The 26,246-nt window shown below is 62.3% G+C and carries 21 protein-coding genes; 15 read left to right on the top strand and 6 right to left on the bottom strand.

Annotated elements, in window-relative coordinates:
• Positions 1–85 precede the first annotated feature (85 nt).
• From DAD186_RS01175 to DAD186_RS01205, 7 genes are all read left to right on the top strand, one after another.
• Positions 86–1,450 (top strand): aspartate kinase, encoded by a 1,365-nt coding sequence (locus DAD186_RS01175; RefSeq protein ID WP_065247158.1) that lies wholly within the window; start codon positions 86–88, stop codon positions 1,448–1,450.
• A 22-nt stretch (positions 1,451–1,472) separates the two neighbouring features.
• A complete protein-coding gene (locus DAD186_RS01180; RefSeq protein ID WP_082991015.1) occupies positions 1,473–2,543 on the top strand; it encodes an aspartate-semialdehyde dehydrogenase in 1,071 nt (356 codons plus the stop codon).
• Between the two features lie 187 nt (positions 2,544–2,730).
• Positions 2,731–3,399: a TetR/AcrR family transcriptional regulator gene (locus tag DAD186_RS01185; RefSeq protein ID WP_065247159.1), complete on the top strand. Its 669-nt coding sequence runs from the start codon at positions 2,731–2,733 to the stop codon at positions 3,397–3,399.
• Between the two features lie 5 nt (positions 3,400–3,404).
• Entirely contained in the window at positions 3,405–3,749 is a 345-nt protein-coding gene (locus DAD186_RS01190) for a PRC-barrel domain-containing protein (protein ID WP_065247160.1), read from the top strand.
• Positions 3,750–3,942: 193 nt separating this feature from the next.
• Complete coding sequence (locus tag DAD186_RS01195; RefSeq protein ID WP_065247161.1) at positions 3,943–5,277, top strand: UDP-glucose dehydrogenase family protein; 1,335 nt, start codon at positions 3,943–3,945, stop codon at positions 5,275–5,277.
• A gap of 36 nt (positions 5,278–5,313) precedes the next feature.
• On the top strand, positions 5,314–6,330 hold the full coding sequence (rfbB, locus tag DAD186_RS01200; protein WP_065247162.1) for a dTDP-glucose 4,6-dehydratase: 1,017 nt from the start codon (positions 5,314–5,316) through the stop codon (positions 6,328–6,330).
• A 9-nt stretch (positions 6,331–6,339) separates the two neighbouring features.
• Positions 6,340–7,245: an SDR family oxidoreductase gene (locus DAD186_RS01205; protein WP_065247163.1), complete on the top strand. Its 906-nt coding sequence runs from the start codon at positions 6,340–6,342 to the stop codon at positions 7,243–7,245.
• On the opposite strand, the gene DAD186_RS01210 is transcribed toward DAD186_RS01205, so the two are convergent.
• Together DAD186_RS01210 and DAD186_RS01215 are read right to left on the bottom strand one after the other, a co-directional pair.
• Positions 7,242–8,546, bottom strand: a complete 1,305-nt coding sequence (locus DAD186_RS01210) for a hypothetical protein (RefSeq protein ID WP_065247164.1) — start codon at positions 8,544–8,546, stop codon at positions 7,242–7,244. The two genes, DAD186_RS01205 and DAD186_RS01210, sit on opposite strands and share 4 nt — an antisense overlap.
• Before the next feature lie 133 nt (positions 8,547–8,679).
• Positions 8,680–10,089 carry an NAD(P)/FAD-dependent oxidoreductase gene (locus DAD186_RS01215; RefSeq protein WP_065247165.1) on the bottom strand — a complete coding sequence of 470 codons (1,410 nt, stop codon included), beginning with the start codon at positions 10,087–10,089 and terminating at the stop codon, positions 8,680–8,682.
• A 260-nt stretch (positions 10,090–10,349) separates the two neighbouring features.
• On the opposite strand from DAD186_RS01215, the gene DAD186_RS01220 reads away from it, so the two are divergent.
• Positions 10,350–12,599, top strand: coding sequence for a bifunctional metallophosphatase/5'-nucleotidase (locus tag DAD186_RS01220; RefSeq protein WP_065247166.1), 2,250 nt, complete (start codon positions 10,350–10,352; stop codon positions 12,597–12,599).
• Positions 12,600–12,666: 67 nt separating this feature from the next.
• Here the strand turns inward: DAD186_RS01220 and DAD186_RS01225 are convergent, their stop codons facing one another.
• Entirely contained in the window at positions 12,667–13,137 is a 471-nt protein-coding gene (locus DAD186_RS01225) for a VanZ family protein (RefSeq protein ID WP_065247167.1), read from the bottom strand.
• A 42-nt stretch (positions 13,138–13,179) separates the two neighbouring features.
• Between DAD186_RS01225 and DAD186_RS01230 the strand changes: the two genes are divergently transcribed.
• The 3 genes from DAD186_RS01230 to DAD186_RS01240 all read left to right on the top strand — a co-directional run bounded on the left by DAD186_RS01230 (position 13,180) and on the right by DAD186_RS01240 (position 18,088).
• Positions 13,180–14,373, top strand: coding sequence for an exonuclease SbcCD subunit D (locus DAD186_RS01230; protein ID WP_065247168.1), 1,194 nt, complete (start codon positions 13,180–13,182; stop codon positions 14,371–14,373).
• A gap of 4 nt (positions 14,374–14,377) precedes the next feature.
• Positions 14,378–17,518 carry an AAA family ATPase gene (locus DAD186_RS01235; protein WP_065247169.1) on the top strand — a complete coding sequence of 1,047 codons (3,141 nt, stop codon included), beginning with the start codon at positions 14,378–14,380 and terminating at the stop codon, positions 17,516–17,518.
• A gap of 63 nt (positions 17,519–17,581) precedes the next feature.
• Positions 17,582–18,088: a DUF456 domain-containing protein gene (locus DAD186_RS01240; protein WP_065247170.1), complete on the top strand. Its 507-nt coding sequence runs from the start codon at positions 17,582–17,584 to the stop codon at positions 18,086–18,088.
• Here DAD186_RS01240 and DAD186_RS01245 read toward each other — a convergent pair.
• Positions 18,085–19,068, bottom strand: a complete 984-nt coding sequence (locus tag DAD186_RS01245) for a helix-turn-helix transcriptional regulator (RefSeq protein ID WP_065247171.1) — start codon at positions 19,066–19,068, stop codon at positions 18,085–18,087. The genes DAD186_RS01240 and DAD186_RS01245 overlap by 4 nt on opposite strands.
• An 88-nt stretch (positions 19,069–19,156) precedes the next feature.
• Between DAD186_RS01245 and DAD186_RS01250 the strand changes: the two genes are divergently transcribed.
• On the top strand, positions 19,157–19,522 hold the full coding sequence (locus DAD186_RS01250) for a VOC family protein (RefSeq protein ID WP_065247172.1): 366 nt from the start codon (positions 19,157–19,159) through the stop codon (positions 19,520–19,522).
• A gap of 124 nt (positions 19,523–19,646) precedes the next feature.
• Complete coding sequence (locus DAD186_RS01255; protein ID WP_065247173.1) at positions 19,647–20,486, top strand: class I SAM-dependent methyltransferase; 840 nt, start codon at positions 19,647–19,649, stop codon at positions 20,484–20,486.
• A gap of 9 nt (positions 20,487–20,495) precedes the next feature.
• Here the strand turns inward: DAD186_RS01255 and DAD186_RS01260 are convergent, their stop codons facing one another.
• Entirely contained in the window at positions 20,496–21,125 is a 630-nt protein-coding gene (locus DAD186_RS01260; RefSeq protein WP_065247174.1) for a DUF6318 family protein, read from the bottom strand.
• A gap of 160 nt (positions 21,126–21,285) precedes the next feature.
• Between DAD186_RS01260 and DAD186_RS01265 the strand changes: the two genes are divergently transcribed.
• On the top strand, positions 21,286–23,055 hold the full coding sequence (locus DAD186_RS01265; RefSeq protein WP_065248657.1) for an ABC transporter ATP-binding protein: 1,770 nt from the start codon (positions 21,286–21,288) through the stop codon (positions 23,053–23,055).
• The gene (locus tag DAD186_RS01270; RefSeq protein WP_065247175.1) at positions 23,052–25,055 is read left to right on the top strand and encodes an ABC transporter ATP-binding protein; all 2,004 of its coding nucleotides are present in this window, start codon (positions 23,052–23,054) and stop codon (positions 25,053–25,055) included. Before DAD186_RS01265 ends, DAD186_RS01270 begins: the two co-directional genes overlap by 4 nt.
• Here DAD186_RS01270 and DAD186_RS01275 read toward each other — a convergent pair.
• On the bottom strand, positions 25,052–26,173 hold the full coding sequence (locus tag DAD186_RS01275) for an aldo/keto reductase (RefSeq protein WP_082991018.1): 1,122 nt from the start codon (positions 26,171–26,173) through the stop codon (positions 25,052–25,054). The two genes, DAD186_RS01270 and DAD186_RS01275, sit on opposite strands and share 4 nt — an antisense overlap.
• Between the last annotated feature and the right edge of the window lie 73 nt (positions 26,174–26,246).

The raw sequence follows: 26,246 nt of genomic DNA on the forward strand, positions 1-26,246 counted from the left end.
CTGCGCGCCGGCCTGCCACAATGACATGAGCATTAATATTCATGCCACCTTCGCGGGAAACCGCGCATGAAAGGGAAACTCGCCCATGGCGCTTGTCGTTCAAAAGTTTGGCGGATCGTCCGTCGAGGATGCCGCTGCGATCAAGCGCGTCGCCTCACGCATCTCGATGTACGCCAAAGCGGGGCACGAGGTCGTTGTCGTCGTCTCAGCAATGGGGGACATGACCGACGAGCTCATCGACCTCGCCCATGAGGTAACGGCTCAGCCGCCTGCCCGCGAACTCGACATGCTGCTCACGGCCGGCGAGCGCATCTCTATGGCCGTGTTGTCGATGGCGCTCAATGCGAATGGCGTGAGTGCCCGCGCCTACACCGGGTCGCAGGCCGGGATGATCACCGATGAGCTTCACGGCGGCGCCCACATCATCGATGTGACACCGGGGCGAATTCGCACTGCACTCGATAACGGCCATGTCGCCATCGTTGCGGGGTTCCAGGGCGTTTCGCGAACCACGAAGGAGATCACGACTCTTGGGCGAGGCGGAAGTGACACGACCGCGGTTGCCCTCGCGGCAGCGCTCGAGTCGGACGTGTGCGAGATTTACAGCGATGTGGACGGTGTTTTCACAGCGGATCCGCGCATCGTGCCGAGCGCGTGTCGCATTCCCGAAATCAGCTCGGAGGAAATGCTCGAAATGGCCGCGGGAGGTGCCAAGATCCTCGCGCTGCGGTGCGTGGAGTACGCTCGGCGCTTTGAGGTGCCGCTCCACGTGCGCTCGAGCTACAGCGGCCGGATCGGCACCGTGATTTGCGAGGATCCCGAGCGTGATTTTCCCATCGACCCCGATATGACGAGGCACGGCGCCCTCAAGGCCGCCCACGCCGTTTCACCCACGAATGAGGAGGCCCCCGTGGCGTTCCAGATAGAGGGGGGCCACGAGGCTCCGCTGATTACGGGTATTGCCCACGATCGAAGCGAGGGGAAGGTTACCCTCGTTGAGGTCCCGGATACCCCCGGTAAGGCCGCTGCGGTGTTCGAGCTCGTTGCCTCGGTCGGGGCTCACGTCGACATGATTGTTCAAAACGTGTCGACTGTTGACGGGACGGTCGCCATCTCGTTCACGATCCCGGAGGCCCACGCTGAAGCGGCAACGCGCGCCCTCGAGGCGGCAAAGAAGGACATTGGCTACCGCGAGCTTCGCTACACGGACCAGATCGGGAAAGTGTCGGTGATCGGTGCGGGCATGAAGTCTAACCCTGGGGTTTCAGCGATGGCATTTCGTGCGCTCGCCAACGCAGGAATCAACATTTCGATGATCTCCACCTCGGAGATTCGCATCAGTATCGTGACGCGCGCCGATCAACTCGATCAGGCCGTACGCGAATTGCACACGGCTTTCGGCCTCGACGGTGAGGGCGAAGCCAAGGTTTATGCCGGAACGGGCCGCTGAGAGCGGACGGAAGGAGAAGGCCATGGGCGAGAAGGTTATGGACAAGGACCCTTCGGGGCCCGTCATTGCAGTCGTGGGAGCCACGGGTCAGGTCGGCCGCGTGATGCTCGCGCTCCTCGAGGAACGGCGCGTTCGCCACTCGAGGATTCGTGTGTTCGCCTCCGAGCGTTCTGCGGGTTCGCGCCTTCGCGTGAACGGTGAGGACCTCGTGGTGGAAAATGCCGAGAAAGCGGAGCTCGAGGGCGAGGGTAACCGTGTGGACATTGCGTTGATGAGCGCGGGCGGTGCGACGTCCAAGAAACTCGCGCCCGTGTTCGCGGCCGCGGGGGCGACCGTGATCGATAACAGCTCCGCGTGGCGCAAAGATCCGGAGGTTCCCCTCGTCGTTGCCGAGGTCAACGGCCAGTGCGCGGAGAACACCCCGAAGGGGATCATCGCGAACCCTAACTGTACGACCATGGCGGCGATGCCGGCGCTCAAGGCGCTCCACGAGCGCGCGGGACTCGAGCGGCTCACGGTGGCGACCTATCAGGCCGTCTCGGGAAGCGGCGTCAAGGGTGTCGAGGAACTCGCGAGCCAGGCCCGGGCACTGTCGGCCACCCTCGAAGAGCTTTCCCTTGACGGTAGCCTCGAGGCCGAGCCGGCCCCGAGTGTGTATCCCGCACCGATTGCCTTCAACGCCGTGCCGTTTGCGGGCGCTCTTGTGGAGGATGGCTCTCTTGAGACAGATGAGGAGCAAAAGCTTCGTCACGAGTCACGGCGCATTCTTGAGCTTCCGGAGCTACGCGTCTCCGGAACGTGCGTGCGCATCGGTGCGTTTACGGGGCACTCGCTCAGCATTCACGCTGAGTTTGAGCGGCCGATCAGCGTGGAAGAAGCGCAGGAAGCGGTGCGGGCCCAGGCAGGCGTCAACCTCGTTGATCTGCCCACGTCGCGCCTCGCGGCCGGGCGCGACGGCACGTTCGTGGGGCGCTTCCGCCGTGATCAGGCGGTCCCTGACGGTCGTGGACTCATCTTCTTCGTGTCCTCGGATAACTTGCGTAAGGGGGCGGCCCTCAACGCGGTACAGATTTGCGAACAGCTCGTGGGGTGAAAAGTCTCGAGCTGTGCAATACTGGTAGTAACTGCTGTAATTATCGGTATTTGTCCGTGAATTTTCCCCCACCAGCATCACGGTAACTTACCGTACGTGCAGGTCGAGCCTCGAAGGTGCGGTTCGAATCATGCGTACGCGGCAGTCACTCGAAAGCACCGTTGAAAAAGCCTAGGAGTGTTGACACATGACCCCCGATCGCCGCACCTCTCGTCTCACGGTCGAGCCCTCGCGCGAAGCCGGTGCCCGAGTCAACCTCACGCGCGCCCGCGGTGAACGCACGAGAGAGGTCATTCTCGAAGAAGCCACAATCCTGTTCTCGAAGTATGGCTATCGCGGCACCTCGCTGCGAGACATCTCCGAGCGCGTGGGCATCTCCCACCCGGGAATGCTTCATCACTTCTCCCGCAAGGAAGCCCTGCTCCAGGCCGTTCTTGAGCGCGTCGCCGAGCACTTCGAGGCCCTCATTGACGACTTCGTGAAAACGGCACAAGAGCCGGCGGCCGTCCGCGAGTGGGATGCCGTTCGCCAGTACCAGTCGGTGATGTTCGCGGTCGTGCGTGCTGAGGCCGTGGAGAAGGATCACCCCGGTCACGAAGCAATCGTGGGCATGCAGACGATGGCCGAAGAAAAACTGACCGACCTGTTCAAGATGTACGAGGAAAAGGGCTGGCTTGAGCAGGGGGCGGAACCGGAGTGGATCGCCCGATCGATCGTCGCGATGTGGACCGGAGTGTTCATGCGCGATGCACTCATGGATGATGGCCTCTATGATCATGACCTCTCGATCTTCCTGCGCATGTTCGTGATCCCCCTGCGCGAAGCTGACCCGTTTCCCCCGAAGGAGAGAAAGTAGGGCCTATGGCGACCGAGGTTGAGCTCGACCGGCTCCGCAACGCTACCGTTCGGGAGTCATCAGGCGCGCGCCTCGGAAAGGTGTGCGAAATTTTCCTCAATGATCGCACGCAAAAAATCTCGTTTGTCACCATCGCACTCGGCCCTTTTGGGATGCGTGAAGTCTATATTCCCTATGAATATATCGACCTCGATAATGAAGGCCCCAAAACCTCTCTCTGTCGCGAAATACTCGAGGCTGCCCCCCGCGCTAACGGGCTTGGTCATTTGACGTTCACGCAAGAAGAACAACTGCGTGCCTACTACGAGTCGGCCGTCGTGGTCGATCCGCACTCCACCCCGAAGTTCTGATCCGCCGAGGCTTCGATGGGGCGCGGCAACCGTCGGAAAATCAGACCTTGTTAACGGGCGCGTGAACGCCCGAAAGTACCCGGTGAACTCTCGGTGACCCCGGCGGGCGCGCACCTGCGCGGTCGATAGAGTCGAATCAATGGCATTTTTTCGCCACTGGATAATAGTTTACTGATTCGGCACGAGGGTATATATGAAAATCTCGGTGATTGGGCTCGGATATCTTGGCGCGGTTCACGCAGTCTGCATGGCAGAACTGGGGCACGATGTCGTGGGAATCGATGTTGACACCGAGAGGATCGCCAAACTTGAGCGCGGCGAAGCGCCCTTTTTTGAGCCCGATTTCCCCGAAAAGCTCTCCGCAGCACTCGAGCGCGGAACACTCCGGTTTTCAGCAGACCTTTCGGATGTACGCGAGTGCGATGTGCATTTCGTGTGCGTGGGCACGCCACAGGGATCCGACGGTTCCGCCGACCTCGGTGCGCTTCACGCTGTTCGCGAAGGTCTTCAGAAGGTCCTCGCTGATTCCACTCGCGAGAAAGTTCTCGTGGTGGGCAAATCGACCGTGCCGGTGGGCACGGCGCGTGGCCTGAGCGAAGCCTTCGCCGAATTGCCAAATATTGAACTCGCCTGGAATCCGGAATTCCTGCGCGAGGGATACGCCGTGAAGGACACGCTCGGTCCCGATCGCCTGGTATACGGCGTGCACGAGGATCAGCAGTTTTCAATCGCGCACCTTGACGCGGTGTACGCTCCCATCCTCGAAGCCGGTACACCTCGACTCGTGTATGGCTATGAGAGCGCCGAACTCGTGAAGGTGAGCGCAAACGCGTTCCTCGCGACGAAGATCAGCTTCGTCAATGCAGTCGCGGAAATGTGCGAAGCGACGGGTGCGGATGTCGTCGAAGTCGCCGAGGCCATCGGTCTCGACGAACGCATTGGACGCCGCTTCCTCAAGGCCGGTATCGGTTTCGGCGGCGGGTGCCTCCCGAAGGACGTGCGTGCGTTCATCGCGAGCGCCGAGGACCACGGCGTGGGGGATTCCTTTGAGTTTCTCCGCAACGTCGACCGGATTAACCAAAAGCGCCGTGCGCGCCCCGTTCAGCTCGCTCTCGAACACTTCGGCGGCAACCTCGCGGGCGTGCCCATCACCGTTCTTGGTGCGGCATTCAAGCCCTATAGTGACGACGTGCGCGATTCGCCGGCCATCGACATTGCGCTCTCGCTCGCGCGCCACGGCGCCGATGTGCGCATCACCGATCCGCAAGCCCTCGACGTTGTGCGGGGCCGCTACGAAGAGCTGACCCTCGTGGACGACCTCGAAGAAGCGATGAGCGGTGCGCGCCTGCTGATCCTCGCGACGGAGTGGCAGATCTACCGCGATCTTGATCCCGAGCGCGTTGCTGAGCTCGTGGCGGAACGTGTGGTGATCGACGGCCGCGGCGTGTTCGACCTTGCTCGCTGGCGCAAGGCGGGATTCGAGATCATGGCGCTCGGTCGTGGTGATCGGGCCGGGAGGCTCGCCTAACGGTCTGGAGTGCCGTGCCGTGGCACACTAGCGGCTATGGGTGCAGCTCAGTTGATTGTGACGGGTGGCGCGGGGTTCATTGGTTCGAACTTCGTGCGCCACGTTGTCACACATACGGATTATTCGGTGACAGTGCTCGACAAGCTCACGTATGCCGGATGCGAAGAAAACCTTGCGGATCTTCCCGAGCACCGCGTGCGTCTCGTCGTCGGGGACGTTGCCGATCGTGAGGTGACGCGTACGCTCGTGGGGAGCCTCGACCCCGAGCGTGATGCCGTGGTGCACTTCGCCGCCGAATCCCACAACGACAATGCCCTTGCCGATCCCTCCGTGTTCGTGCACTCCAACATCGTGGGGACGTTCGCGCTCTTGGAGGCGGTGCGCGAGTATGGTGTGCGCCTGCACCATGTCTCGACCGACGAAGTGTACGGGGACCTCGCTCTCGATACCGAAGAGCGCTTTACGGAAGGGTCTCCCTACCGGCCCAGTTCGCCCTATAGCGCATCGAAAGCGTCGAGTGATCTCCTTGTGGGCGCGTGGGTGCGCAGCTTCGGCGTGAGAGCGACGATTTCGACGTGCTCGAATAACTACGGCCCTCGCCAGCACGTCGAGAAGTTCATTCCCCGGCAAATTACGAACCTTATCGACGGCGTGCACCCGCGCGTCTTCGGCGATGGCGCGCACGTGCGCGATTGGATCCACGTTGACGATCATTCGTCGGCCGTTCTTGCTATTCTCGAGCGCGGACGCATCGGTGAAACCTACCTGGTTGGCGCCGGGTGCGAGAAAAGCAACCGCGAGGTCGCCGAAATTATCCTTGAGGTATGTGGGCGCGAGGCCGGCGAGATCGACTTCGTGGCCGACCGGCCCGGGCACGACGTGCGCTACGCACTCGATGCCCGCAAACTCGAGCAGGAACTTGGGTGGCGCCCGCGCCACCGTGACTTCACAGCCGGTATCCGTGAGACCGTACGCTGGTACCGCGACAACGAGCAGTGGTGGCGGGCCTCGAAGGCCGCGACCGAGGCGACATACGCGAAAAACGAACAGTAAGGAATGCCCGTGTCCCACGATTTTGCAACCTCGCCTGTGGAGAGTGCATGGCAGCAGGCAACCGAAACCCCCGAGCGTACCCTTGTGGTGGGCGCCGGCGGGCAGCTTGGTCGCGCCCTCCAGGGTTTGTGGCTTGGCCGCGACGACGTGGATTTTATCGAGCGCGAGGTTCTCGATATTGGCGCGCATGCCTCGATTGAGGCCTTTGGTTTTTCGCCCTACTCGGTGATTGTCAACGCTGCGGGATATACCGACAAGGATGGCGCGGAGAGCGCCGAGGGCCGCCGTGAGGCGTGGGCCGTGAACGCTCAGGGCGTGGCGCTACTCGTGTCGGCCGCGCGCGAAGCGGGCGCCGTTCTTGTGCACGTCTCAAGCGACTACGTGTTCGATGGCTCGGAAGCGTTTCATACCGAAGAAGAGGGCTTTGCGCCGCTTGGCGTTTACGGTCAAACAAAGGCAGCTGGGGATGCGGCGGTCTCGACCCTCGCGGCGCATTACATTCTCCGCACGAGCTGGGTTGTAGGCGAGGGCAAGAACTTTGTGGCGACGATGCGCGAGCACGCACGAAACGGCGAATCGCCCTCCGTTGTGAACGACCAGTTCGGGCGCTTGACCTTCACCGAGGAAATCGCCCGTGCGATTGACTTCGTGTTGCGTGAACACGCGCCGTTTGGCACCTACAACGTGTCGAATTCCGGCGATCCCGCGTCGTGGTTTGACATCGCTCAAAAGGTCTTCGAGCTCACGGGGCACGATCCCAACATGGTCCAAAGCGTGTCGAGTGCGGAGTACCTCGATGCGCACAAGGGCATCGCTCTGCGCCCCATCAATTCGGCGCTTGATCTGAGCAAGATCACCGAAGCGGGTTTTCGCCCGCGTGAACAGTTCGAGGCTCTCGCGGCGTACCTCGCCTAGCGATCGAAGTTGCGGCGCATGAGCACGATTGCGCCCGTTGCCGCAAGGCCAAGGCCCGCAATTACGCCCCCGATGAGCCATGCGACCGAGAGCCCGAGTGGTTGGCGAGAGGGATCGGTAATGAGCTGGGTCGAGCCTTCGTTCGACTCGTCGTCAGGCTTTGCGGGGAAGCTGCCCGGCGTGGGACCGGGCCTGTCAACGCCATCACTGCCCTTGCCATGGCCCGCGAGTTTTGAATAGTCGCTTCCTACAGCGCCGAAATCGGCCGAACGGCCGTGACCATTTCGCGCGGGGATACGTGACATGTGCGGGGCTCGAGGGCGAACGAAGTCGGAGCCAGCAGCCTCGGTTGAGGAGTTTCCACTTTCGCCGTTGGTGTCGAGCCCGGGGGCCTGGTCGGTGTCACCGGGAGCCTCACTCGGATGTGCGTGCGAGGGCTCGCCTGAGTTGGGAAGAGGCGAAGGAGCTGCCGATGGTGAAGGCGCGGCCGGTTCCGAAGGCGCCGCTGTGGGGTGTTCCGTGGGTTCCGGTTCCTCGGAGGGAGACTCCGTGGGGCTCGGCTTGGGCTCTTTTGATGGCGTTGGGGAAGGGGAGGGCGTGGGTTCCGCCGTGGGTTCCGCCGTGGGCTTCGGTGTCGGCTCCGAGGTTGGCTTCGGTGTCGGCTCGGTGGTCGGTTCCCGGGATGGCTCGGGGGAAGGCTCCGTGGTGGGCTTCGGTGTCGGCTCCGGTGTAGGGGAGGGGCTCGCCGTGGAGTCCTCGGGAGGTTCCTTTGTTGACGTGGGGCTCGGTGCCGGGTCCGACGGTTCAGCCGGCGTCGTCGGGGGCGGAGCTTGATCGGTGATCTCGACCGTCGCCTTGGAGGCGGTTCCCTCCTCGAGTGGCACCACGCTGATCGCGTAGGTTCCGGGTTCGGCGATCACGAAGGTCACCGTTGCGCGCCCATCAGCGCCTACCGCAGCAATCTCGCGCGAATAACCGAGCGGTGCGGTGCCCTTGGGAATTCCCTCGACGGGAGCGGGCACGGCATCACCCGAGCCGGACGGCGAAGCATGTCGATACTCGCCGCGCACGCGCTGCCCTTCCTTGAGGCCGCACACGAGAGCGGTGAACTCTTTGGCCTTTTCCACCTTCTTCGCGGAAAGGGTAGCGGCGCCGGGCGTGCAGGTAGTGTCGGCAGCGAACGCCGCCACGGGGTGAAACGAGACCGGTGACGAAAGCGCAAGGCTCGAGGCCAGAACGCTCGCGCCCACGACGGCACCGCCGAGGCGGCGCCGAAGCGCGGTGTTCCGGTGCTGTGCCATGCGGTGTCCTCACGGGGTTGGCGAGCGGTGGTGAGCAGCGCGGCGAAATTGTCACGCACGATTCACCATAGGTGACGGAACAACCGCAAAGCGTTTAACGCGCTTAAAACCCGTGTAAAACCCGGGGCATGCCCTAGCGGCGCGTGCGCGGCTTGCCCGGATCCTTGAAGCGCTTGCCCGCCTGGTAGCCGAAGCGTCGGATCGGAGCGTTCTCACGGAAGGCTCGTCGTGCCTCGAACGAATCCACATCGCCCACGACCGGGTTCGGTACGCGCGACATCCCCGTGCCGTTGTAGAGGTAAAGAAGATTCGCCGCGACCGAGCGGCGGTTGCGTGTGCCGAGAAGCTTCGAGACGTGTACGCCGAGCCACGCGAGCCAACCGATCGACCCTTGTAGATTGACCCCACCGGGGAGTTCCGCGATAGCGGCACGTCGGCCGATTGTGGCCATCGCCCCCAGGTCGTTGTACTTAAACGGCTTCTCCGCTGCGGCTTCATCACCTTCGACGAGCGCCCTGATGGCGCGCGCCACGTGCTGGCCCATTTGGACCGCTGGCTGGGCGAGCTGCGGCTGAGGGTTGTCACCGCCGGCGATATCGCCCGCGGCCCACACGTTGTCGAAACCCTTGACGCGCAGCGTGGGATCGACATCGATTCGCCCCCCGCGCCCCTGCGGGAAGCCCCACGCGTTAACCGACGTCGACACGCTCACGCCCGCGGCCCAAATCGTGATGTCTGATTCGACGTAGGAGCCATCGGCGAGGCGCACAAAGTCGTAGCCGACCTCTTCAACGCCCTGGCCGAGACGTAGCCTCACGCCACGTTTTTCGAGCTCGCGCGCCGCATATTCACGGTGTTGCGGCTCAAAGGCCTTGAGGAGTTCATCGCCGCGTTGAATGAGGGAGATCTCGAGGGTGCCTGGGTCCACCTCCGGGTAGAGCACATCGAGCTCGCTGATGCGGAAATCGGCAAGCGCACCCGCAATTTCCACGCCCGTGGGGCCGCCACCCACGATCGAAATCGCGAGACGGTCGGTGAAGCTCATCTCCTTGAGCTGAGTTGCGCGCTCGAGCTCCGCGAAAATTCGCTCACGGATCTCAAGGGCCTGCGAGCGGGTGTACATCGGCATCGCGAATTCCTCCGCGCCCGGCGTACCGAAATAGTTCGTGGTGGCGCCACTTGCCAAAACGAGGTGGTCATAGCGCACCGAGCCGCCGTCGGAAAGTTTCACAACCTGCTCGTCGGTGTCGACCCCGGTGACCTCGCCCTGGCGGAAGCGCATGTTGGGGGCGTGGAGGGAGAGCCCGCGCAGGAACATCGTGACATCGCCGGAGTTCAGGCCGGCGGTGGCCACCTGGTAGAGAAGCGGCTGGAAGGTCTTGTAGACGTTCCGATCGATGAGGGTCACGCGCACGCGCACGTCGCGAAGGGCGAGTACGAGGTGGGCGCCGGCGAATCCGCCGCCAACGATCACGACATGGGGCCAGCTTGCGCCGTCTTTGGCGGGCACGGTTTTGCGGTAGAACGCGGGGAGCAAGGGCATGAACGATCTGTTCCTTCGGTAATGCAACTCGGCTACGGCCGCCCACAAGGTTAAGGCGAGAAGTGTGAAAGAAAGCTCCACATTGTGGTAGCGCCGAGGGGGAGCACGAGAACGACGCAAAATGAACGCGCCGTGAATTTTGCGTCCCAGTTGCGTCAAATTCACGCACGCGCGCGAACTCTCTCGTGTGCAATAAAGGTGAACCCTTTTAGACCCGCGCGGTCTTCCCCGTGCCCGCGCACGACCCCTCAAGGAAAAACATGGCTCTCTCCCTGCGCCGCGCCGGTGCACTCCTCGCCGCGGCATTCGTGACGGCTCCGCTGGTGGCCGCATCCCCGGCCTTCGCCGAGGAACAGCAAGACACCCTTACTCTTTTCAATATCAACGACTTCCACGGCCGCATCAACGCTTCGGCGAAGGACCTCGCCTGCACGCTCGAAGAAGAACGCGCGAAGGTCGACGGCCCTTCGTTCTTCCTTTCGGCTGGCGATAACGTCGGCGCGAGCGAGTTCGAATCGTTCATCCAGCAGGATGAGCCGACGATCGACTACCTCAATGCGCTCGGTCTCGAGGCTAGCGCCGTCGGTAACCACGAGTTCGATCAGGGACTTGATGATCTCACTGGACGCATTGCGAAGAACTCGCATTTCGAGATCCTCGGTGCGAACGTGTACAAGGACGGAAAGCGGGCGCTGCCGGCCTATTCGATTGAGGAGCACGACGGTTTCAAGGTCGCCGTGATCGGTGTTGTCACCGAGCAAACTCGTGACCTCGTGTCCCCCGCGGGAATCGAAGGTGTCGAGTTCACCGATGCCGTAGACGAGGTTAATAAGGTCGTCAAAGAAATGGAGGCCGAGGGCGTCGAGTACGACTTCCTCGTGGCTGAGTACCACGCGGGCGGTGCTAAGAGCGCCGAGCCTGGTTCGACGATCGACGACGCGCTTCTCGCGCGCCTCGCGGAGGACACCTCCCCAAAGGTGAACGCTATCTTCACCGGCCACACCCACAAGTCCTATCTGTACGTGCACAACGGTCGTTCGATCATCCAGACCGGCGAGTACGGGCAGAATCTTGGCGCCGTTTCCTTCACGAAGGATGCCGAGGGTAATTGGAGCGCCGGGGAACCGACACTCGTGCCCACCAAAGGTAAGTCTGAGGGGGAAGGCTGCGCGAACTACCCGCGGTACGTCGAGGCTGCGAAGATCGCCGACGCTGCGATTGCGAAGGGCGACGAGCTCGGCTCGAAGAAGATCGGCGAGGTCACGGGTGACGTTACGACCGCGTGGGACGGCTCGAAGGCCGAGTACAAGAACGATACGTGGAGCCGCAAGGCCGGTGATGAGAGCAAGAAGGGCGATGACCGTTCGTCCAGTTCCGCAATCTCCAATATCGCCGCTGAATCCCAGGTGTGGGCGCTGAACCGCGATTCCTACCCGGGTAAGAAGCCCGATCTCGGCGTCATGGGCCCCGGTTCGATGCGCGCCGAGCTCTATTACAACGAGGATGGAACGGTGAGCGTCAAGAACGCAAACGACGTCATGCCGTTCGCCAACAACGTGCACACGGTCGACCTGACGGGCGCGCAGCTCAAAACCATGCTTGAACAGCAGTGGCGCGATAACGCTGATCGCCCCTACCTCCAGCTGGGGCTATCGAAGAATGTGAGCTACACGTTCGATCCGAGCGCCGAGAAGGGCGAGCACATCACGGGCATCTGGCTCAACGGAAAGCAGATCGACCTTACCGACACCGAGAAGCTCTACACGGTCGTCGGCCAGAGCTTCCTGCTCGACGGTGGTGACGAGTTCAGCGTCTTCAAGGAGGGCAAGAACCACGTCGATACGGGTCTTCTCGATCGCGATACGTGGATGGACTACATCGCGAAGAATTCCCCCCTCACGCCCGATTACAGTCAGCGCGGCGCGGGCATCGAGTTCCTCAACGAGGATCCTGCGTCTGCCGGCACGAAGGACAACCCGCTGCGTGTGCGGATCACGAAGCTCCACTCGACTTCACTCGGGGCACCGAAGATTACGAAAGCAATCGTGACGATCGGTGGTCACACGTACGAGGCCGACTACGCGTTTGACGAGACGCTCGGCGAGTGGGCCGCAACCGTGGACCTCTTCCCGCATGAGTGTCTTGAGGCTGGCGAGTACGACGCAACCGTCACGGCTGTTCCCGAGACCGGCACAGCGATCACCCTTCCACTGAAGGTGACCCGCACGGGTGACGTCCCCGCGAACTGCTCCGAGGGCGGCACTGACGAGGGTGGCACCGATGAGGGTGGCAGCACCGAAGATGGCTCGGGTGAGGGCAGTGACCGGGGCGATGGCGAGGATTCCGACGCCGGCACGCCAGAATCGCAGCCGTCGACGGAGCACGACGCTCGCACACCTTCTGTGTCGAGCCTTCCGCGAACAGGTGCAGAAGTCACCAGCCTTGTCGCTCTTTCCGCTGTTGTCATGATTGCGGGTGCGAGCGTGCTTGTGCATCGCCGTCGCGCATAGATGTGCGCAGTTCATGAGCGCGGGGCGCCTTGCACCGGACCATCGAGCCCGGGTGCGGGGCGCCCCATCAATTTGTGGAGAGGCGTGAGCGAGAACGCTGGGCGAGCGCGAGTTCGATCCACAGGGCTCCGACGCCGAGAGCGATTCCGCAGGCATCTGCAAGGAGGTCGGTGAAGTCAGCCGAGCGCGCCGGCATGAACGACTGCAGGACCTCGATTGCGGCGCCCCAAAGAATGAGGGTCGCGATGACGGCGAGCAAGCGTCGGACCCGCACGGACCCGAACACCGAACCGAGCTGCGCGTGACCCCTTTCGTGGGCGCCGTGCGCTGGCGCGGAGGACCACGCGAGAACGCTTTGATCCTGAAGTGTCAGGAGCCTCGCAAAAGCCCAGGTTGTGAAGGCAAAGATGAGAGTGTGACCGATCTTATCGGCGCCGGGGAGGCTCATGACGGGCTCGGCGGCGTTCGGAATCTTCGGCATGAAAAACACGGCGTTGGCGAGCGCCGCCACGAGGGCGAGAAAAGGTGCGGAATTCATGAGGTGAGTTTAAATGTCCCACCCTCCTTTTAGAGTGAAAGCATGAAAATTCTTCACACGTCGGATTGGCACCTCGGGCGCACCCTTCACGGCGAAAACCTGCACGAAGAGCAGCGAACTTTTCAGGAGTTCCTCCTCGCGAAGGTTCGCGAGACGCGCGCCCACGCGCTCGTGATCGCGGGGGATATTTACGATCGCTCGGTGCCGCCCGTCGAGGCGGTCGAGCTTCTCCACGCATCGCTTGCGGCGCTTGCGGAGGAAACCACGGTGATCCTCACGCCTGGAAACCACGATTCGGCGGTGCGTCTTGGCTTCGGCGCAAAACTTATGCGGCCCGGCATCCACATTCTTGCGAATATCGAAGGCATTGAGCATCCGGTTTCGGTGGCCGATGAGCACGGTGAGGTGCTCTTTTTCGGCCTGCCCTTCCTCGACCCGGATCTCGCGCGCTACAGCCTCGCGCCGAAGGGCGCAGTGCCGTTGCCGCGTTCTCACGAAAGCGTCACAGCGAACGCGATGGATCGCGTGCGCGCGAAACTCGAGGTGCTCGGGAACCCGCGAAGTGTCGTGCTTGCCCACACCTTTGTCGCGGGTGGCGATGGCTCGGATTCGGAACGTGATCTGAGCGTGGGTGGCGTCGCGTCTGTTCCCGGCAGTGTGTTTGAAGGTGTCGATTACGTTGCCCTCGGCCACCTCCACGGCTGCCAAAACATGAGCGCCCTCGTGCCGGGGGAGCGGCCCGTCGCGTGGTACTCGGGAAGCCCCCTCGCATTCTCATTCTCGGAGCGTCACCACACGAAGGCCGTTCTTCTCGTGGAGATGAACGAATCTGGGGCGGTCGAGGTCGAACGCCTCCCCACCCCCGTGCGCCGAAGGCTCGTGGAACTCGAGGGAAGCCTCGCGAGCATTCTTGCGCACAAAGAAGAGCACGGCGAGGATTGGATCCACGCGATCGTGAGGGAGGAATCACGCCCCGCACACCTCCAACAGACCCTTCGCGCAGCCTTCGAGCACCTCCTCTTCACGGAGTTTCACTCGACACGCGCGCAGGTGAGCACCGAGGCACCGGTGGTGACGCGGGAAGCCTCGCCCGCCGAAGTCGTCTCAGAATTCTTCGACTACCTCACGGGTGCCGAGCCGAACGCCGCACAGCGCGAGATCATCGAGCAAGTTCTTACCGATGCGCGCGCCCGCGCCGATCTCACCGAATCGCACGCGAAAAGGAAGGTCTCCTAGACGCATGAAGCTTCACCACCTCAGCTTCGAGGGCATCGGTCCATTCAAAGATCGGGTCGATCTCGACTTTGATGCGCTCGGCGCGAGCGGGCTGTTCCTTCTCGAAGGAGCCACGGGCTCGGGGAAATCGACCATCATCGATGCGATTGTGTTCGCGCTCTACGGCAACGTTGCAGGCGGCGGTTCGAGTGATGCCCGTGTGCGCAGCGATTTTATGCCGAACACGCGACCGAGCGTTGTGGATCTCTTCTTTGAAGTACCGCGGGGCATCTACCGAGTGCGTCGTACCCCGGCCTACGAACGCGCGCGACTTCGCGGCACAGGTGCGCCCGTGCATGAGAATCAAACCGCGAAGCTGTGGAAGCTCAGTTCGCCGGAGGCACTCGCCGAGGCCATTCACGGAACCGAACGCGCCAACGACATCGAACCGATCGCGAACCGCCCCCAGGATGTTGGCGCGGAGGTTCGCGAGCTCCTTGGCCTCACACACGCGCAGTTCACGCAAACCGTTGTTCTTCCCCAGGGTGAGTTCGCACGCTTCCTCAAAGCCGACACGAGTGAACGCAAGATTGTGCTGGAGCGGATCTTCCAGACTCAGTTCTATGAACAGATCGAGCAGTCCTTTGGCGAGCTCAGGCGCGAGGCCCAGCGAGATGTCGATGCCTCGAAAGCGGAGCTCGGCGCAACCCTCGAACGTGTTCTCGAAGCGGCCTCGGCAAGCGAGGACCAACGAGCCCAGGCACTTGCCGATACGAGAGGCTTCACGCCCGCAGGCCTCGAGCGCGCACGTGAAATTGGCGCGGAACTCGAGGAAGCGGCCGAGGAAGCTCTTGGTGAGGCCACGCGCATGCGGGAGATGGCGTCAGTTGCGTCAAACGAAGCGGAAGAAGCGGCGAAGGATGCCGCCGAACGCCACGATCTGCTCGTGCGGAAAAGTCAGCTCGACGCCCACGAAAAGAAACGCGCGGGGCTTGACGAGGCGGTGCGTGAGGCGCGTGAACACCTTGCCGGCCACGAGCGCGCCGAGAAGCCGTTTTATGCCCACGAGCAGGAAAAGAGCGCGGCCGAAGCACTGCACGCCGCCGCTCGAGAACTGCCGGAGGCCGAGCGTGAGGAATCGCCGCAGTGGGAAGCGCGAGGTCAGGAGGAAAGTGAGCGCGGCGAAAGTGCGCTGCGTATGGCTGCCGCGCTCGCGGGGCTCGAAAAAGAGGAGGCTGCGCTCCCGCGTCGAGAGCAGGAGGTGAAGAAGGCGGAGCAACGGGCTGAACGCGCGGAGGCGGACTCGCAGAAAAAGACCACCCTCCTGAAGAAGCGTCCGGCGGAACGCGAGAAGCTCATCGAGAAACATCGTGAGTTCAGCGAGAAGGCCGCGAAGCTCGTCGCACTCAAAGAAAAACGCGAAGCCCACGCCGCTCGCGTGCGCATCGCTGCGGAGGCGCGCACAAGCCTCGACACTTACCGTACCCAGACACAGCGCGAGTGCGACTCCCTCGCGGTGCTCAAGCGCGCGAGCGAGGAAGAGTCGCTCCTTCGTCGCAAGAGAATCGACGCGATCGCGTTCGAGCTCGCCGCGAACCTTGTGCAAGGTGAGGCGTGTCCCGTGTGCGGTGCGTGCGAGCATCCGGCCCCGGCGCGTACCGAGGATGAGCTCGTAAGCCAAGAACGCATCGCCCAGGCGGAACATGCACGGGTGACGGCAGAGCAGTGCCTGAGTGAAGCGCGCTCGGCAGCTGCGGCGACCAAGGCCCTCCACATCGACGCGCTCGAGCGTGCGTGGGGCGAGAGCGTGAACGAAGATCTCACCCGATTTCAGGAAGAGTTGCCAGCACTCATCGAGCGCCTCGACAACGAAGGCGCCGCACTCGCGAGAGAAGAACACGCTGCGCAGGAAGCTGAAGTCGAGCGTGAACACGTAAGCACGGAAATCGCGAAGTTCGATGAGCGCACGAGTGCCCTCGAGCGCGAAGCGCATGAAAGTGCCTTGACCGCGGAGCGTGCAGCTGTCGACTCCCAGCACCTTGCGAAGAACCTTACGGAAACCCGCCAGGCGATTGCCGCTGAACTGAAGGCCCATAACGATACTCACGAGACTCTCGCAGAGCTTCGTTTGTCGCTTCTTTCGGTGGGGGAGGCCGCACGCGCGCACGCGCGCCTTCTTGACAAATGCCTCGAAGCGCGGAGCGTGCATGAGCGCGCGAAAACTCGCCTCGCCGAAGCACTCGCGGCGAGCGGCTTCGACAACGTCGAGGAGGTGGTGCACGCGCGTCTTTCGACCGAACGAAAGCACACCTACGAGAACACCGTGCGCGAATACTCGTCACTCACGGCAGTAATCGAGGAGGCCAAAAAGGACGAACGCCTCGCCCAGATCGAGGCGAATGCTTCCGCCCTTGAAGCGGCTACCGAGGCCCTTGAAGTGACGCAGGCGCGCGTGCGTGTCAAACGCGATGAGCACACCGCGGCCGCGGGTCTCCACGCCACCCGCGCCAAGATACTTGAGCGCGTGAAGCGTGCACGCGCCGATTTCACGGCCCGCGCCGCCGCGCACGAGAAACGCTCGGCTCGTCAGAGCGAAGTGTTGCACCTCGCGAATGTTGCCACGGGCAATTCGAGCGACGCGAAGGCGCGACTCACACTCTCAACCTTCGCGGTCATGCGCCGCTTCGAGAAAGTCATCGAGGCGGCAAATGTGCGCCTTGGTGCTCTTTCCGGCGGGATCTACGAGATTCGCCTCGCGCATCCAGAGAAGATTGGCCGTAAGCAGGTAGGCCTCGATCTCGAGATGGTCGACCTGCGTCACGACTCGTCCCGCTCACCCTCGACTCTTTCAGGCGGTGAAACGTTCTACGTGTCGCTCGCTCTAGCTCTCGGCCTCGCCGACATCGTGAGTGGGGAAACCGGCGGCGTGCAGATGAACACCCTCTTTATCGACGAGGGCTTTGGCACGCTTGACCCCGAGAAGCTCGACGGTGTCATCGCCGAGATCAGGGAACTCGCTGCCCACGGTCGCACAGTCGGGATCATCTCCCACGTTGCCGAACTCAAATCGCAAATTGCGGAAAAAGTGCACGTTGAAAGAAAGTCCGACGGCACGTCACGTATCAGCGTGAGTGCACAGCCCACGCAGCTCCCGCAATTCTCCTAGACTGAAGTTTCTACTCACGACGAGCATCCGGACCCTTGACCGCCCCGCACCGAGGAGAACATCGTGCCCGTGGACATCATCGTCACCATCATCGCCGCGCTGTGCTTCGCGGTGGGGATCACGGGCATCGTGCTGCCCGTGCTTCCCGGATCCTTCCTCATCCTCCTCGGGATGCTCGTGTGGGCTATCGGGATCGGCGGGTGGACGGGCTGGATTGCCTTCGCGCTTGTCGCCGTCTTCTCGATCGCAGGCATGACCAGTAGCTACGTGCTCACCGGCCGCAAACTCAAGCAGAGCGAAGTTCCCACATGGGCGATCCTCGTGGCGATCGGATGCGCGATTCTTGGCCTGTTCCTTATCCCCGGCCCGGGCCTCCTCATCGGGTTTATTCTCGGTTTCTTCCTCGTTGAGCTGAGCCGCAAGCGTGAGTTCCACGACGCCCTCAACTCGACCCTCTCGACTTTGAAAACCCTCGGGATCGGCATTCTCGTAGAACTCCTGCTCGCGATGGCGAGTGGAACCGTGTTCATCGTCGCGCTTGGCATCCACCTCTTTTCGAGGGCTGGTTAGCGATCGCGGCGGCGATGATCGGCAGTGCTTTGTGCTGAGTGAAACTGCACGATCTGGACCGCGATCTCGCGGAATCGAACCACCGCTGCGGCTGGTCTTAAGATCCGAATGTGGTCCCCGAATTGGAGGAGCTGTCGAACCGATTCAACGTCTGGATAGTGGACGACGATATGAGTCCACTCGTCCTCGGAGCCGTCGAAACGGATCATTCGCCCTCTAAGGATTCGTCGGGCCAGATCTAGGCGGGTCGAGCGCAGCTGTGCGTGCACCTCGATACCAGGCGCCGACTGAAAACTGGTCAGCAGTTCTTGCCACACTGAGCGCAGATCGCAGTCCGGTCGTAGCACTGCGGAATCCGTAAGCAGCTCGCGGGTCTCAATGCGGCTGGTGTTAAACATGCGGGGTTGTGAGGCGACGTCAGCCACTAGATACCAGGATCCGGCTTTGTTCACGAGACCGTAAGGGTCCGCGACAACCCACTTCCCGCTGCTCTCGCCGCTGCGTCGATATCGGAGGCGGATGCGTTGTCTATTTCGTGCAGCGGTGAGAAGGTCGGCCACGTCGAGTTCCTGCTCGGCCGTGAACCATCCAGAGGGATCGACGTGGAGCACTTCGGGCAAGGGCAGAGTGGCGGAAGGTTGCTCACGCGCCGCAACAGCAGTCAGCTTCTGCTGGGTTCTGACATGTACGGCATGGAGCCCGATCTGTTCGAGAAGATCCTCATCTAGTCCTGCGACGGAAAGCAGCTGCAGTTCATGTGGATCGAGGCGTGAGACGTCGAGCCGGGCCCGATGGTCCAGCACGATGGCTCCACCCCGGCCTCGCTCGGTGTAGATCGGCACCCCAGCAGCCGACAACGCCGTAATATCACGCAAGATCGTGCGTGAAGATACCTCGAGGCGGCGAGCCAGTTCTTGACTGGTCATTCGTTCATGGGTTTGCAGTAGAAGCAGGATCGACATCAACCGGGACGACTTCATTCCCAATCCCTTTAGAAAATATGACAGTAGGTGTCGTCTTTGCCTGATTATATGGGGCTCCCTGATCCACTGACTTAAGGAGAGACCCATGCCGGTCCCGAATCTGTTTCTGACCTACGTCAGCGATGTCGAGCGATCCACCGATTTCTATAGTCGCCTGTTCGACATCGAACCCACCTTCACCAGCCCGCGGTACGTCGCTTTTGAGGTTGCGCCCGGTGTGCTTTTCGCAATCTGGACTGGGCACAACGAAGATCTCACATCAGCAACACCGCGCACGAACGAAATCGGACTCATGATTCCCGGTCCCTCCTCTGCCATCGACGACGTCTACGAGGAATGGGTCGCGAAAGGAGTGCACGTGATCGAGGAACCGCACGACGATGTCTTCGGTCGCACCTTCGTGATAGCCGACCCCGACCACAACCTCGTACGGGTCAGCCCCGTTGACTAGCCCCAATAGCGGTTCCATCGGCGGCGGGCGCAAGCTCGCCGCCGCGTGGCACTTGTGCCGTTAACCTTGCTAAATCTGCAGACCATTACGCGGAGCATCAAGAGCCCCGCTAAGGTGGGCTTTCGTGAGTACTGACGATAGGCGCAGCGTTCCCGGCCCGATTCCGAATATTTCGGGTCGCGATGAACCGCGCTATGGCTCGCGGGAGCGAAAAGAAGAACTCGCGAAGGGATTTTTAGGCGAGGGCGCCGGCTATGACGAAGTGCGGCCGGGTTACCCAAACGGAGTGCTCGACGCGATGCTGGCGGCCGTCGGAACCGCTGCCTACCCCCGCGTGGTGGATCTCGGCGCCGGAACAGGGAAACTCGCGCTTGCCCTTGCCGGTCGCGGTTGCCACGTGACGGCGCTTGATACGAGCGAGTCGATGCTTGAAGTGGCGCGCACGCAAGCGGTCGCGGGCCAAATGGCGCAGCGGTTCGAGGCGTGCGTGGCGCCGGCAGAGGCCACCACTCGTGAGGCGGGAAGCGCGGATCTCGTGACTGCCGCGCAAGCGTGGCACTGGTTCGAGCGGGATGCGGTCAGCGCCGAAGTTCGCAGGATTCTCGCGCCAGGCGGTGTGCTCGCTCTCGTGTGGAACACGCTCGATGTGAGCGTGCCGTGGGTGCACAGGTATTCGCGGATTGCGCACGCGGGTGACGTGCAACGCGAAGGTTTTCTCCCCGATGTGGGTGAGGGGCTCGAGCTCGTGACGCGGCACGTCGAGCACTGGGGAGATGCGCGCCCCACGTGGGATTTTGTGCGCCTTGCGACGACCCGCAGCTACTATCTCACCGCTTCGGAAAAGATCCGCGCGAAGGTCCTCGACAATCTCGACTGGTACCTTCATGAGCACCTCGGGCACGCGCCCGGCAGCCGAATCTCGATGCCGTACCGCACGGACCTCTTTCTGTACAGGCCCGCCTAACCGGCGGTCTTAACCGACCGCCATCGATGTCACGCGCCAGTGGCCATCAACGAAACGGAGGCCTACGGAAAACTTCCCCTGTGAAGCCCCGCGCGTTGCGGGTTCGCGTGTGGGGTCGTCGATGAGCTGCGCGGGTGCCTCGTGGAATGTCGCGTCGACCTTCGCGGTCGTCGAGGCGCCATCACTCGCGCCGCTGCCCTTCGTGAGCGTCACCTTCTCGTCACTAAGGGTGATGTCGCCGCCCACGATCCAGCCTCCCGCGGTGTGAAGCTGCTCGGCGTTGTCGGCGAAGCGCATGCATTCCTCGCACGACGGGTCCATGAGCTCGCGCCACGCGCTCGTGTCACCAGTGCCGATCATGTAGGCGTAGACCGCGAAAAGGTACCGGGCGCTCGCCTGCGCTCCCGTTTCGGTTTCCTCATCGATACCCGGGAAGTCCGCGCGCGATGGTTCCGTGGTGTTTGTCGGCTTCGGCTGGCTCGCCGGATCGACCTTCTTGCGGGTATCTTGCGCGGAGTCAGCCACCTGCTGTTCGCCCTGTTTGTTCTGCGTGAACTGGCCCATCCCCACGAGCCCCGCGGGAATGATGAGGGCAAGAGCGAAGATCAGGACGACGATGCGCTGGGTCGTTTTACTCACCGCTCAAGGCTAATACAGCGCGTGATGGGAGGCAGTGTCGATCGTGCCTGGGTCGTTTTTGCGGGGTGGCGAGCAGCGATATTCTGATGTCGTCGTCACCTCGGGCGTGGCAGGCGTCGGCCTCCCCTCGCCCACACGAGCACGAAAGGCTCTTTCTCCCGTGACCCTCCTGAGACTCCTGTGGAATTACGTGAAACCATCGTGGTTCTCGCTCGTGCTCGTCGTGGTGTTCCAAGTCGCGGCGCAGCTCGCCGCGCTTTACCTCCCCACGCTTAATGCCGACATGATTGACGACGGCATCGCCAAGGGGGATATCGACGCGATTTGGCGCCTTGCCGGTTGGATGCTCTTCGTGAGCCTCGCGAATATCGCCGCCCTCGTGGCTGCGAATTATTTTTCGGGACGCGTTGCCATGAGGCTTTCGAGGGACCTTCGCTCGGACGTTTTCTCGCAAGTCCAGTCGTACAGCGCGAAAGAGATCAGCCACTTCACGCCCGCCTCGCTTATCACGCGCAACACGAACGATGTGCAGCAGCTTCAGAACCTGTCGTTCTTTGGGCTCATGTTTCTTGTGTCAGCGCCAATTACGGGCATCGGAGGTGTGGTGCTTGCGCTCAAGCAAGAGGCGCAGCTCGCATGGCTCATCGCGGTCATGGTGCCGCTCATGCTCGTGGCGATCGCGCTCGTCATATGGAAGGCGTCCCCGCTTTTTCGCGAGATGCAGGAGCGGATCGATGATCTGAACCTCGTGCTTCGAGAACAAATCACGGGCATTCGCGTGGTCAGGGCTTTCGTGCGCGAGCCCTTTGAGCGGGATCGTTTTGATACGTCAAATAGGCGTCTCACGAGCATTAACCGCAGCATTGGGCACCTCATTGCTTTTCTCAATCCGATCGTGATGTTCCTTCTTTCGTTCAGTTCCGTGCTCGTGCTGCTGGTGGCCGCGGGGCCGATTGACCGTGGCGAGATGCAAGTGGGGTCGATTACGGCATTTATCGCCTACCTCATCCAGATCCTCATCGCGGTCATGATGGCGACGTTCATGACGATGATGGTTCCGCGTGCGATGGTTTCCGCCGAGCGCATTACGGAGGTGCTCGATACGCACAGTTCGGTGGTGCTTCCTTCTCCTGAGGTCGCCGTCCAGCCGGGGGATCCGCGTGTCAGTGAGCGCGCCGAGCTCGAATTCGACGACGTCACGTTCGCGTATCCAGGAGCGGAACGCCCCGTTCTCGAAGGCATTTCATTTAAGGCCCACGCGGGCCACACAGTCGCGATCATTGGCGGCACGGGTTCCGGCAAAACTACGCTCCTTGGGCTTATCTCGCGCCAGTTCGACGTCACGGAGGGCGCGGTCAAGGTCAACGGTGTGGACGTACGCGAGGCGGCCCCGGAGATGCTTCACGGCACCCTCGGTTACGTGCCGCAGCGGCCCTATCTGTTTAGCGGCACGGTTGCCTCGAACGTGAAGTTCGGAAGGCCCGAGGCGAGTGAAACGGAGGTGTGGCATGCCCTCACGATTGCGCAGGCGCGCGATTTTGTTGCCGAGATGCCCGACGGGCTCGAGTCGCCTATCGCTCAGGGCGGCACGAACGTGTCGGGTGGTCAGCGCCAGCGCCTCTCGATCGCGCGGGCGCTTTTGGCGAAGCCCGACATCTACCTTTTCGACGACTCCTTTAGCGCGCTCGACCTGCAGACCGATGCGCGGTTGCGCGCGGCTCTTGCTCCCGAAACTCGTGACGCGCTCGTGGTGATCGTCGCGCAGCGAATCTCGACCATCACGAGCGCCGATCTGATCCTCGTGCTCGATCACGGCCGAGTCGTCGGGCGCGGCACCCACGAGGAGCTCTTGCAGTCGAATGAGACGTATCAGGAGATCGTGGCTTCGCAAGGCACGGCGGAAGAATATGAGGAAGGAGCGGCGCGATGAGCGAGGAAAAGAAGCATAGCGAGCGAGGCGTGCGTCCCGGGCAGAAAGCCCAAAACTTCGGGCCGTCCTTCACACGGCTCATGGGCTTCCTCATGGCTGAGCGCACCCTGCTTTTCAGCGCCCTCGGAATCGGGATTATTTCGGTCATTCTGAGCGTGATCGGACCGAAGATTCTCGGTCGGGCGACCGACATTATCTTCAACGGCGTCATCTCGAAACGCATGCCCGCGGGCGTCACGAAGGACCAGGTGGTCGCCGGAATGCGCGCGAGTGGCCAAGAGCAGCTTGCGGACATGGTCTCGGGCATGGATCTGAATCCCGGTCACGGGATCGACTTCGGTGCCCTCAACACGGTTCTGCTCACCGTCACGGTGCTGTATGTGGTCGCGGCATTTTTCGCGTGGCTGCAAACCCGGATGCTCTTGCGCGTGGTGTACCGCAGCATCTACCGGCTCCGCCGTGATGTCGAGGAGAAACTCCATCGCGTGCCGCTGAGGTACTTCGATTCTCGGCGGCGCGGCGACCTCTTGTCGCGCGTGACAAACGACGTGGATAACCTGCAAAATACCCTCAACAACACGCTCGGCGGCATTATCAGCGATGCCCTGACCGTTATCGGCACGATCATCATGATGCTCGTGATTTCGCCGATTCTCACTCTCGTCGCATTGATCGTGATCCCGCTTGCGCTCGTGATTACCGCGGTGATCGGCAAGCGCGCCCAGAAGCTCTTCGGAGAGCAGTGGGATGCCACGGGTGAAGTGAACTCTGAGGTCGAGGAGGCATTCTCCGGACACGAGATCGTGACGGTTTTCGGGCGTGAGAAGGATGCGCGCGCGAATTTCGAGAAGAAGAATGCCGAGATGTATCGCGCGAGCTTCGGTGCGCAATTTGTCAGCTCGCTCATCATGCCGTTCATGATGTTTGCGGGGAATATTTCCTATGCGGCGGTGGCCCTCGTGGGCGGCCTCAAGGTCGTCTCGGGGCAGCTCACGCTCGGTGATGTGCAGGCCTTTATTCAGTATTCGCGCCAGTTTACGCAGCCTGTTTCGCACCTGGCCTCGATGGTCACGCAGCTTCAGTCGGGCGTGGCGTCGGCGGAGCGCATTTTCGAGTTTTTGGATGCCGAAGAGCAGGTCCCGGAGAGCTCGAGGCAGGGGTCCGACGCTTGCCGCACCAAAGCCGAGGCCACATCGCCCGGTCGTGGCGAGGTGCGGTTCGACCACGTGCGCTTTTCCTACTCGCCCGAAAAGCCTCTCATTTCGGATTTGTCGCTCGTGGCGTGCCCCGGGATGACGGTTGCGATCGTGGGCCCCACGGGGGCGGGTAAAACGACGCTCGTCAACCTCATCATGAGGTTCTATGAGATCGACGGCGGTGCGATCACGATCGACGGCGTGGATACGCGCGAGATGACGCGCGAGGAACTCCGCAGCCGCACCGGAATGGTGCTGCAGGATACGTGGCTGTTCAGGGGTACCATCCGGGAGAACATCCGCTACGGCCGCCTCGGCGCGACCGACGAGGAGGTGCTCGAGGCCGCGAAGGCAACCCACGTGCATGACTTCGTGCAGCACCTCCCCGAGGGGTACGACACGATCATCGACGACGAAGGCTCGAGCGTATCGGCGGGCGAAAAGCAGCTGCTCACGATCGCGCGTGCCTTCCTCGCGCGGCCCGAACTGCTTATTCTCGACGAGGCGACTTCGAGTGTGGATACGCGCACCGAGGTGCTCGTGCAGAAGGCGATGAATACCCTGCGCGAGGGGCGCACGTCATTTGTGATTGCCCACAGGCTTTCGACGATTCGCGATGCCGATCTGATTCTCGTGATGGAACACGGTGACATCGTCGAGCAGGGCACCCACGACGAGCTTCTCGAGGCGGGCGGCGCCTACGCGCGGCTGTATCGCTCGCAGTTCGAGGGCGCAAGTAGCGAGATTGCGGACTCTCCCGAGCAGGAGCCGGTCGCTCCCGCCCAGGATTCGCCAATGTTTTAGTCCTCAAGGACGGGATCGGCGAGGATCGCCTCGATCCGCGAGATCTCCTCGTCGCTGAAGTGTGTGGCTGGAACGCTCTCGCCCGCGCGCACGATGGTTCGTGCAGCAGCGATGTTCGCGCGCAGCTGCTGCACGCTTGAGGCTCCCACGATCGCGGATGTCACGACGCGCTTGCGCAGCACCCATGCGAGGGCCATTTGCGCGAGGCTTTGTCCGCGGTCGTCGGCGACGCGGCTGAGTGCGCGAACCTTCTCGAGGTAGCGGGGGTCCTTCGCGACGTCCTCCCCGAGGAACACGTTCTGCGCGGCGCGTGACTTCTCGGGAATGCCCGTGAGGTAGCGGTTCGTGAGAAGCCCTTGCGAGAGCGGAGAGAACGCGACGACCCCGATGCCGAGCCGCTCGCATACCCCAAGGAGCGAATCTTCCGCGTGCCCGCTCGCACTCTCTTCGGGCGTACGGGAGAGCATCGAGTAGCTCGCCTGATTCACGACGAGCGGCACACCCATGGTGCGCAGCATCGTTGCGGCCTCGCGGGTCTTCTCGGGGGAGTAGTTCGAGATGCCTGCGTAGAGCGCCTTGCCGCTCTTGACGGCGTGCGCGAGTGCCCCCATCGACTCCTCGAGCGGGGTCGAGTCGTCTTGGCGATGGTGGTAGAAGATGTCGACGTAGTCGAGGCCGAGGCGCGTGAGTGACTGGTCGAGCGAGGCGAGCAAGTATTTCCTGCTGCCGCCGTCGCCGTATGGCCCGGGCCACATGCGAAAGCCCGCCTTCGTGGTCACGAGGATTTCATCGCGGTGTCCAGCAAGGTCCTTGCGGAAGATTTCCCCGAAGGTCTCTTCGGCGCTGCCGGCGGGCGGACCGTAGTTGTTGGCGAGGTCGAAGTGGGTGATGCCGTGATCGAAGGCGTAGTGCACGATCTCCCGTTGGCGCGAGAAGTCTGCTTTGGGGCGTTCGCGAACCTCGTGTTCGAAGCCGCCTTCGAAGCGTTCTCGCCCGAAGTTGTGCCAGAAACCGAGGGAAATTGGCGGGAGCATGAGCCCCGAGGTTCCAAGGCGGCGGAAGTGTGCGTAGCTCGCCTCATCCATGGTGGCGCGGCTTGTGGGGGTGCTCTCGTTCATGGTGGCCTCCTTGCCGGGTAATGCCTGTAATCCCAGTGTAATGCTCATCACCAAGTCTTTTGGCCTCGGGGCA

The organism is Dermabacter vaginalis, from assembly GCF_001678905.1.
GTDB classification, from domain to species: domain Bacteria; phylum Actinomycetota; class Actinomycetes; order Actinomycetales; family Dermabacteraceae; genus Dermabacter; species Dermabacter vaginalis.

Excerpts from the sequence above, each read along its gene's own strand:
- DAD186_RS01180 (WP_082991015.1), top strand. The coding sequence starts at position 1,473 with ATGGGCGAGAAGGTTATGGACAAGGACCCTTCGGGGCCCGTCATTGCA.
- DAD186_RS01275 (WP_082991018.1), bottom strand. The coding sequence starts at position 26,173 with ATGAACGAGAGCACCCCCACAAGCCGCGCCACCATGGATGAGGCGAGC.
- DAD186_RS01235 (WP_065247169.1), top strand. The coding sequence starts at position 14,378 with ATGAAGCTTCACCACCTCAGCTTCGAGGGCATCGGTCCATTCAAAGAT.
- rfbB (WP_065247162.1), top strand. The coding sequence starts at position 5,314 with ATGGGTGCAGCTCAGTTGATTGTGACGGGTGGCGCGGGGTTCATTGGT.
- DAD186_RS01175 (WP_065247158.1), top strand. The coding sequence starts at position 86 with ATGGCGCTTGTCGTTCAAAAGTTTGGCGGATCGTCCGTCGAGGATGCC.
- DAD186_RS01185 (WP_065247159.1), top strand. The coding sequence starts at position 2,731 with ATGACCCCCGATCGCCGCACCTCTCGTCTCACGGTCGAGCCCTCGCGC.
- DAD186_RS01210 (WP_065247164.1), bottom strand. The coding sequence starts at position 8,546 with ATGGCACAGCACCGGAACACCGCGCTTCGGCGCCGCCTCGGCGGTGCC.
- DAD186_RS01230 (WP_065247168.1), top strand. The coding sequence starts at position 13,180 with ATGAAAATTCTTCACACGTCGGATTGGCACCTCGGGCGCACCCTTCAC.
- DAD186_RS01220 (WP_065247166.1), top strand. The coding sequence starts at position 10,350 with ATGGCTCTCTCCCTGCGCCGCGCCGGTGCACTCCTCGCCGCGGCATTC.
- DAD186_RS01215 (WP_065247165.1), bottom strand. The coding sequence starts at position 10,089 with ATGCCCTTGCTCCCCGCGTTCTACCGCAAAACCGTGCCCGCCAAAGAC.
- DAD186_RS01245 (WP_065247171.1), bottom strand. The coding sequence starts at position 19,068 with ATGAAGTCGTCCCGGTTGATGTCGATCCTGCTTCTACTGCAAACCCAT.
- DAD186_RS01270 (WP_065247175.1), top strand. The coding sequence starts at position 23,052 with ATGAGCGAGGAAAAGAAGCATAGCGAGCGAGGCGTGCGTCCCGGGCAG.
- DAD186_RS01190 (WP_065247160.1), top strand. The coding sequence starts at position 3,405 with ATGGCGACCGAGGTTGAGCTCGACCGGCTCCGCAACGCTACCGTTCGG.
- DAD186_RS01225 (WP_065247167.1), bottom strand. The coding sequence starts at position 13,137 with ATGAATTCCGCACCTTTTCTCGCCCTCGTGGCGGCGCTCGCCAACGCC.
- DAD186_RS01195 (WP_065247161.1), top strand. The coding sequence starts at position 3,943 with ATGAAAATCTCGGTGATTGGGCTCGGATATCTTGGCGCGGTTCACGCA.
- DAD186_RS01250 (WP_065247172.1), top strand. The coding sequence starts at position 19,157 with ATGCCGGTCCCGAATCTGTTTCTGACCTACGTCAGCGATGTCGAGCGA.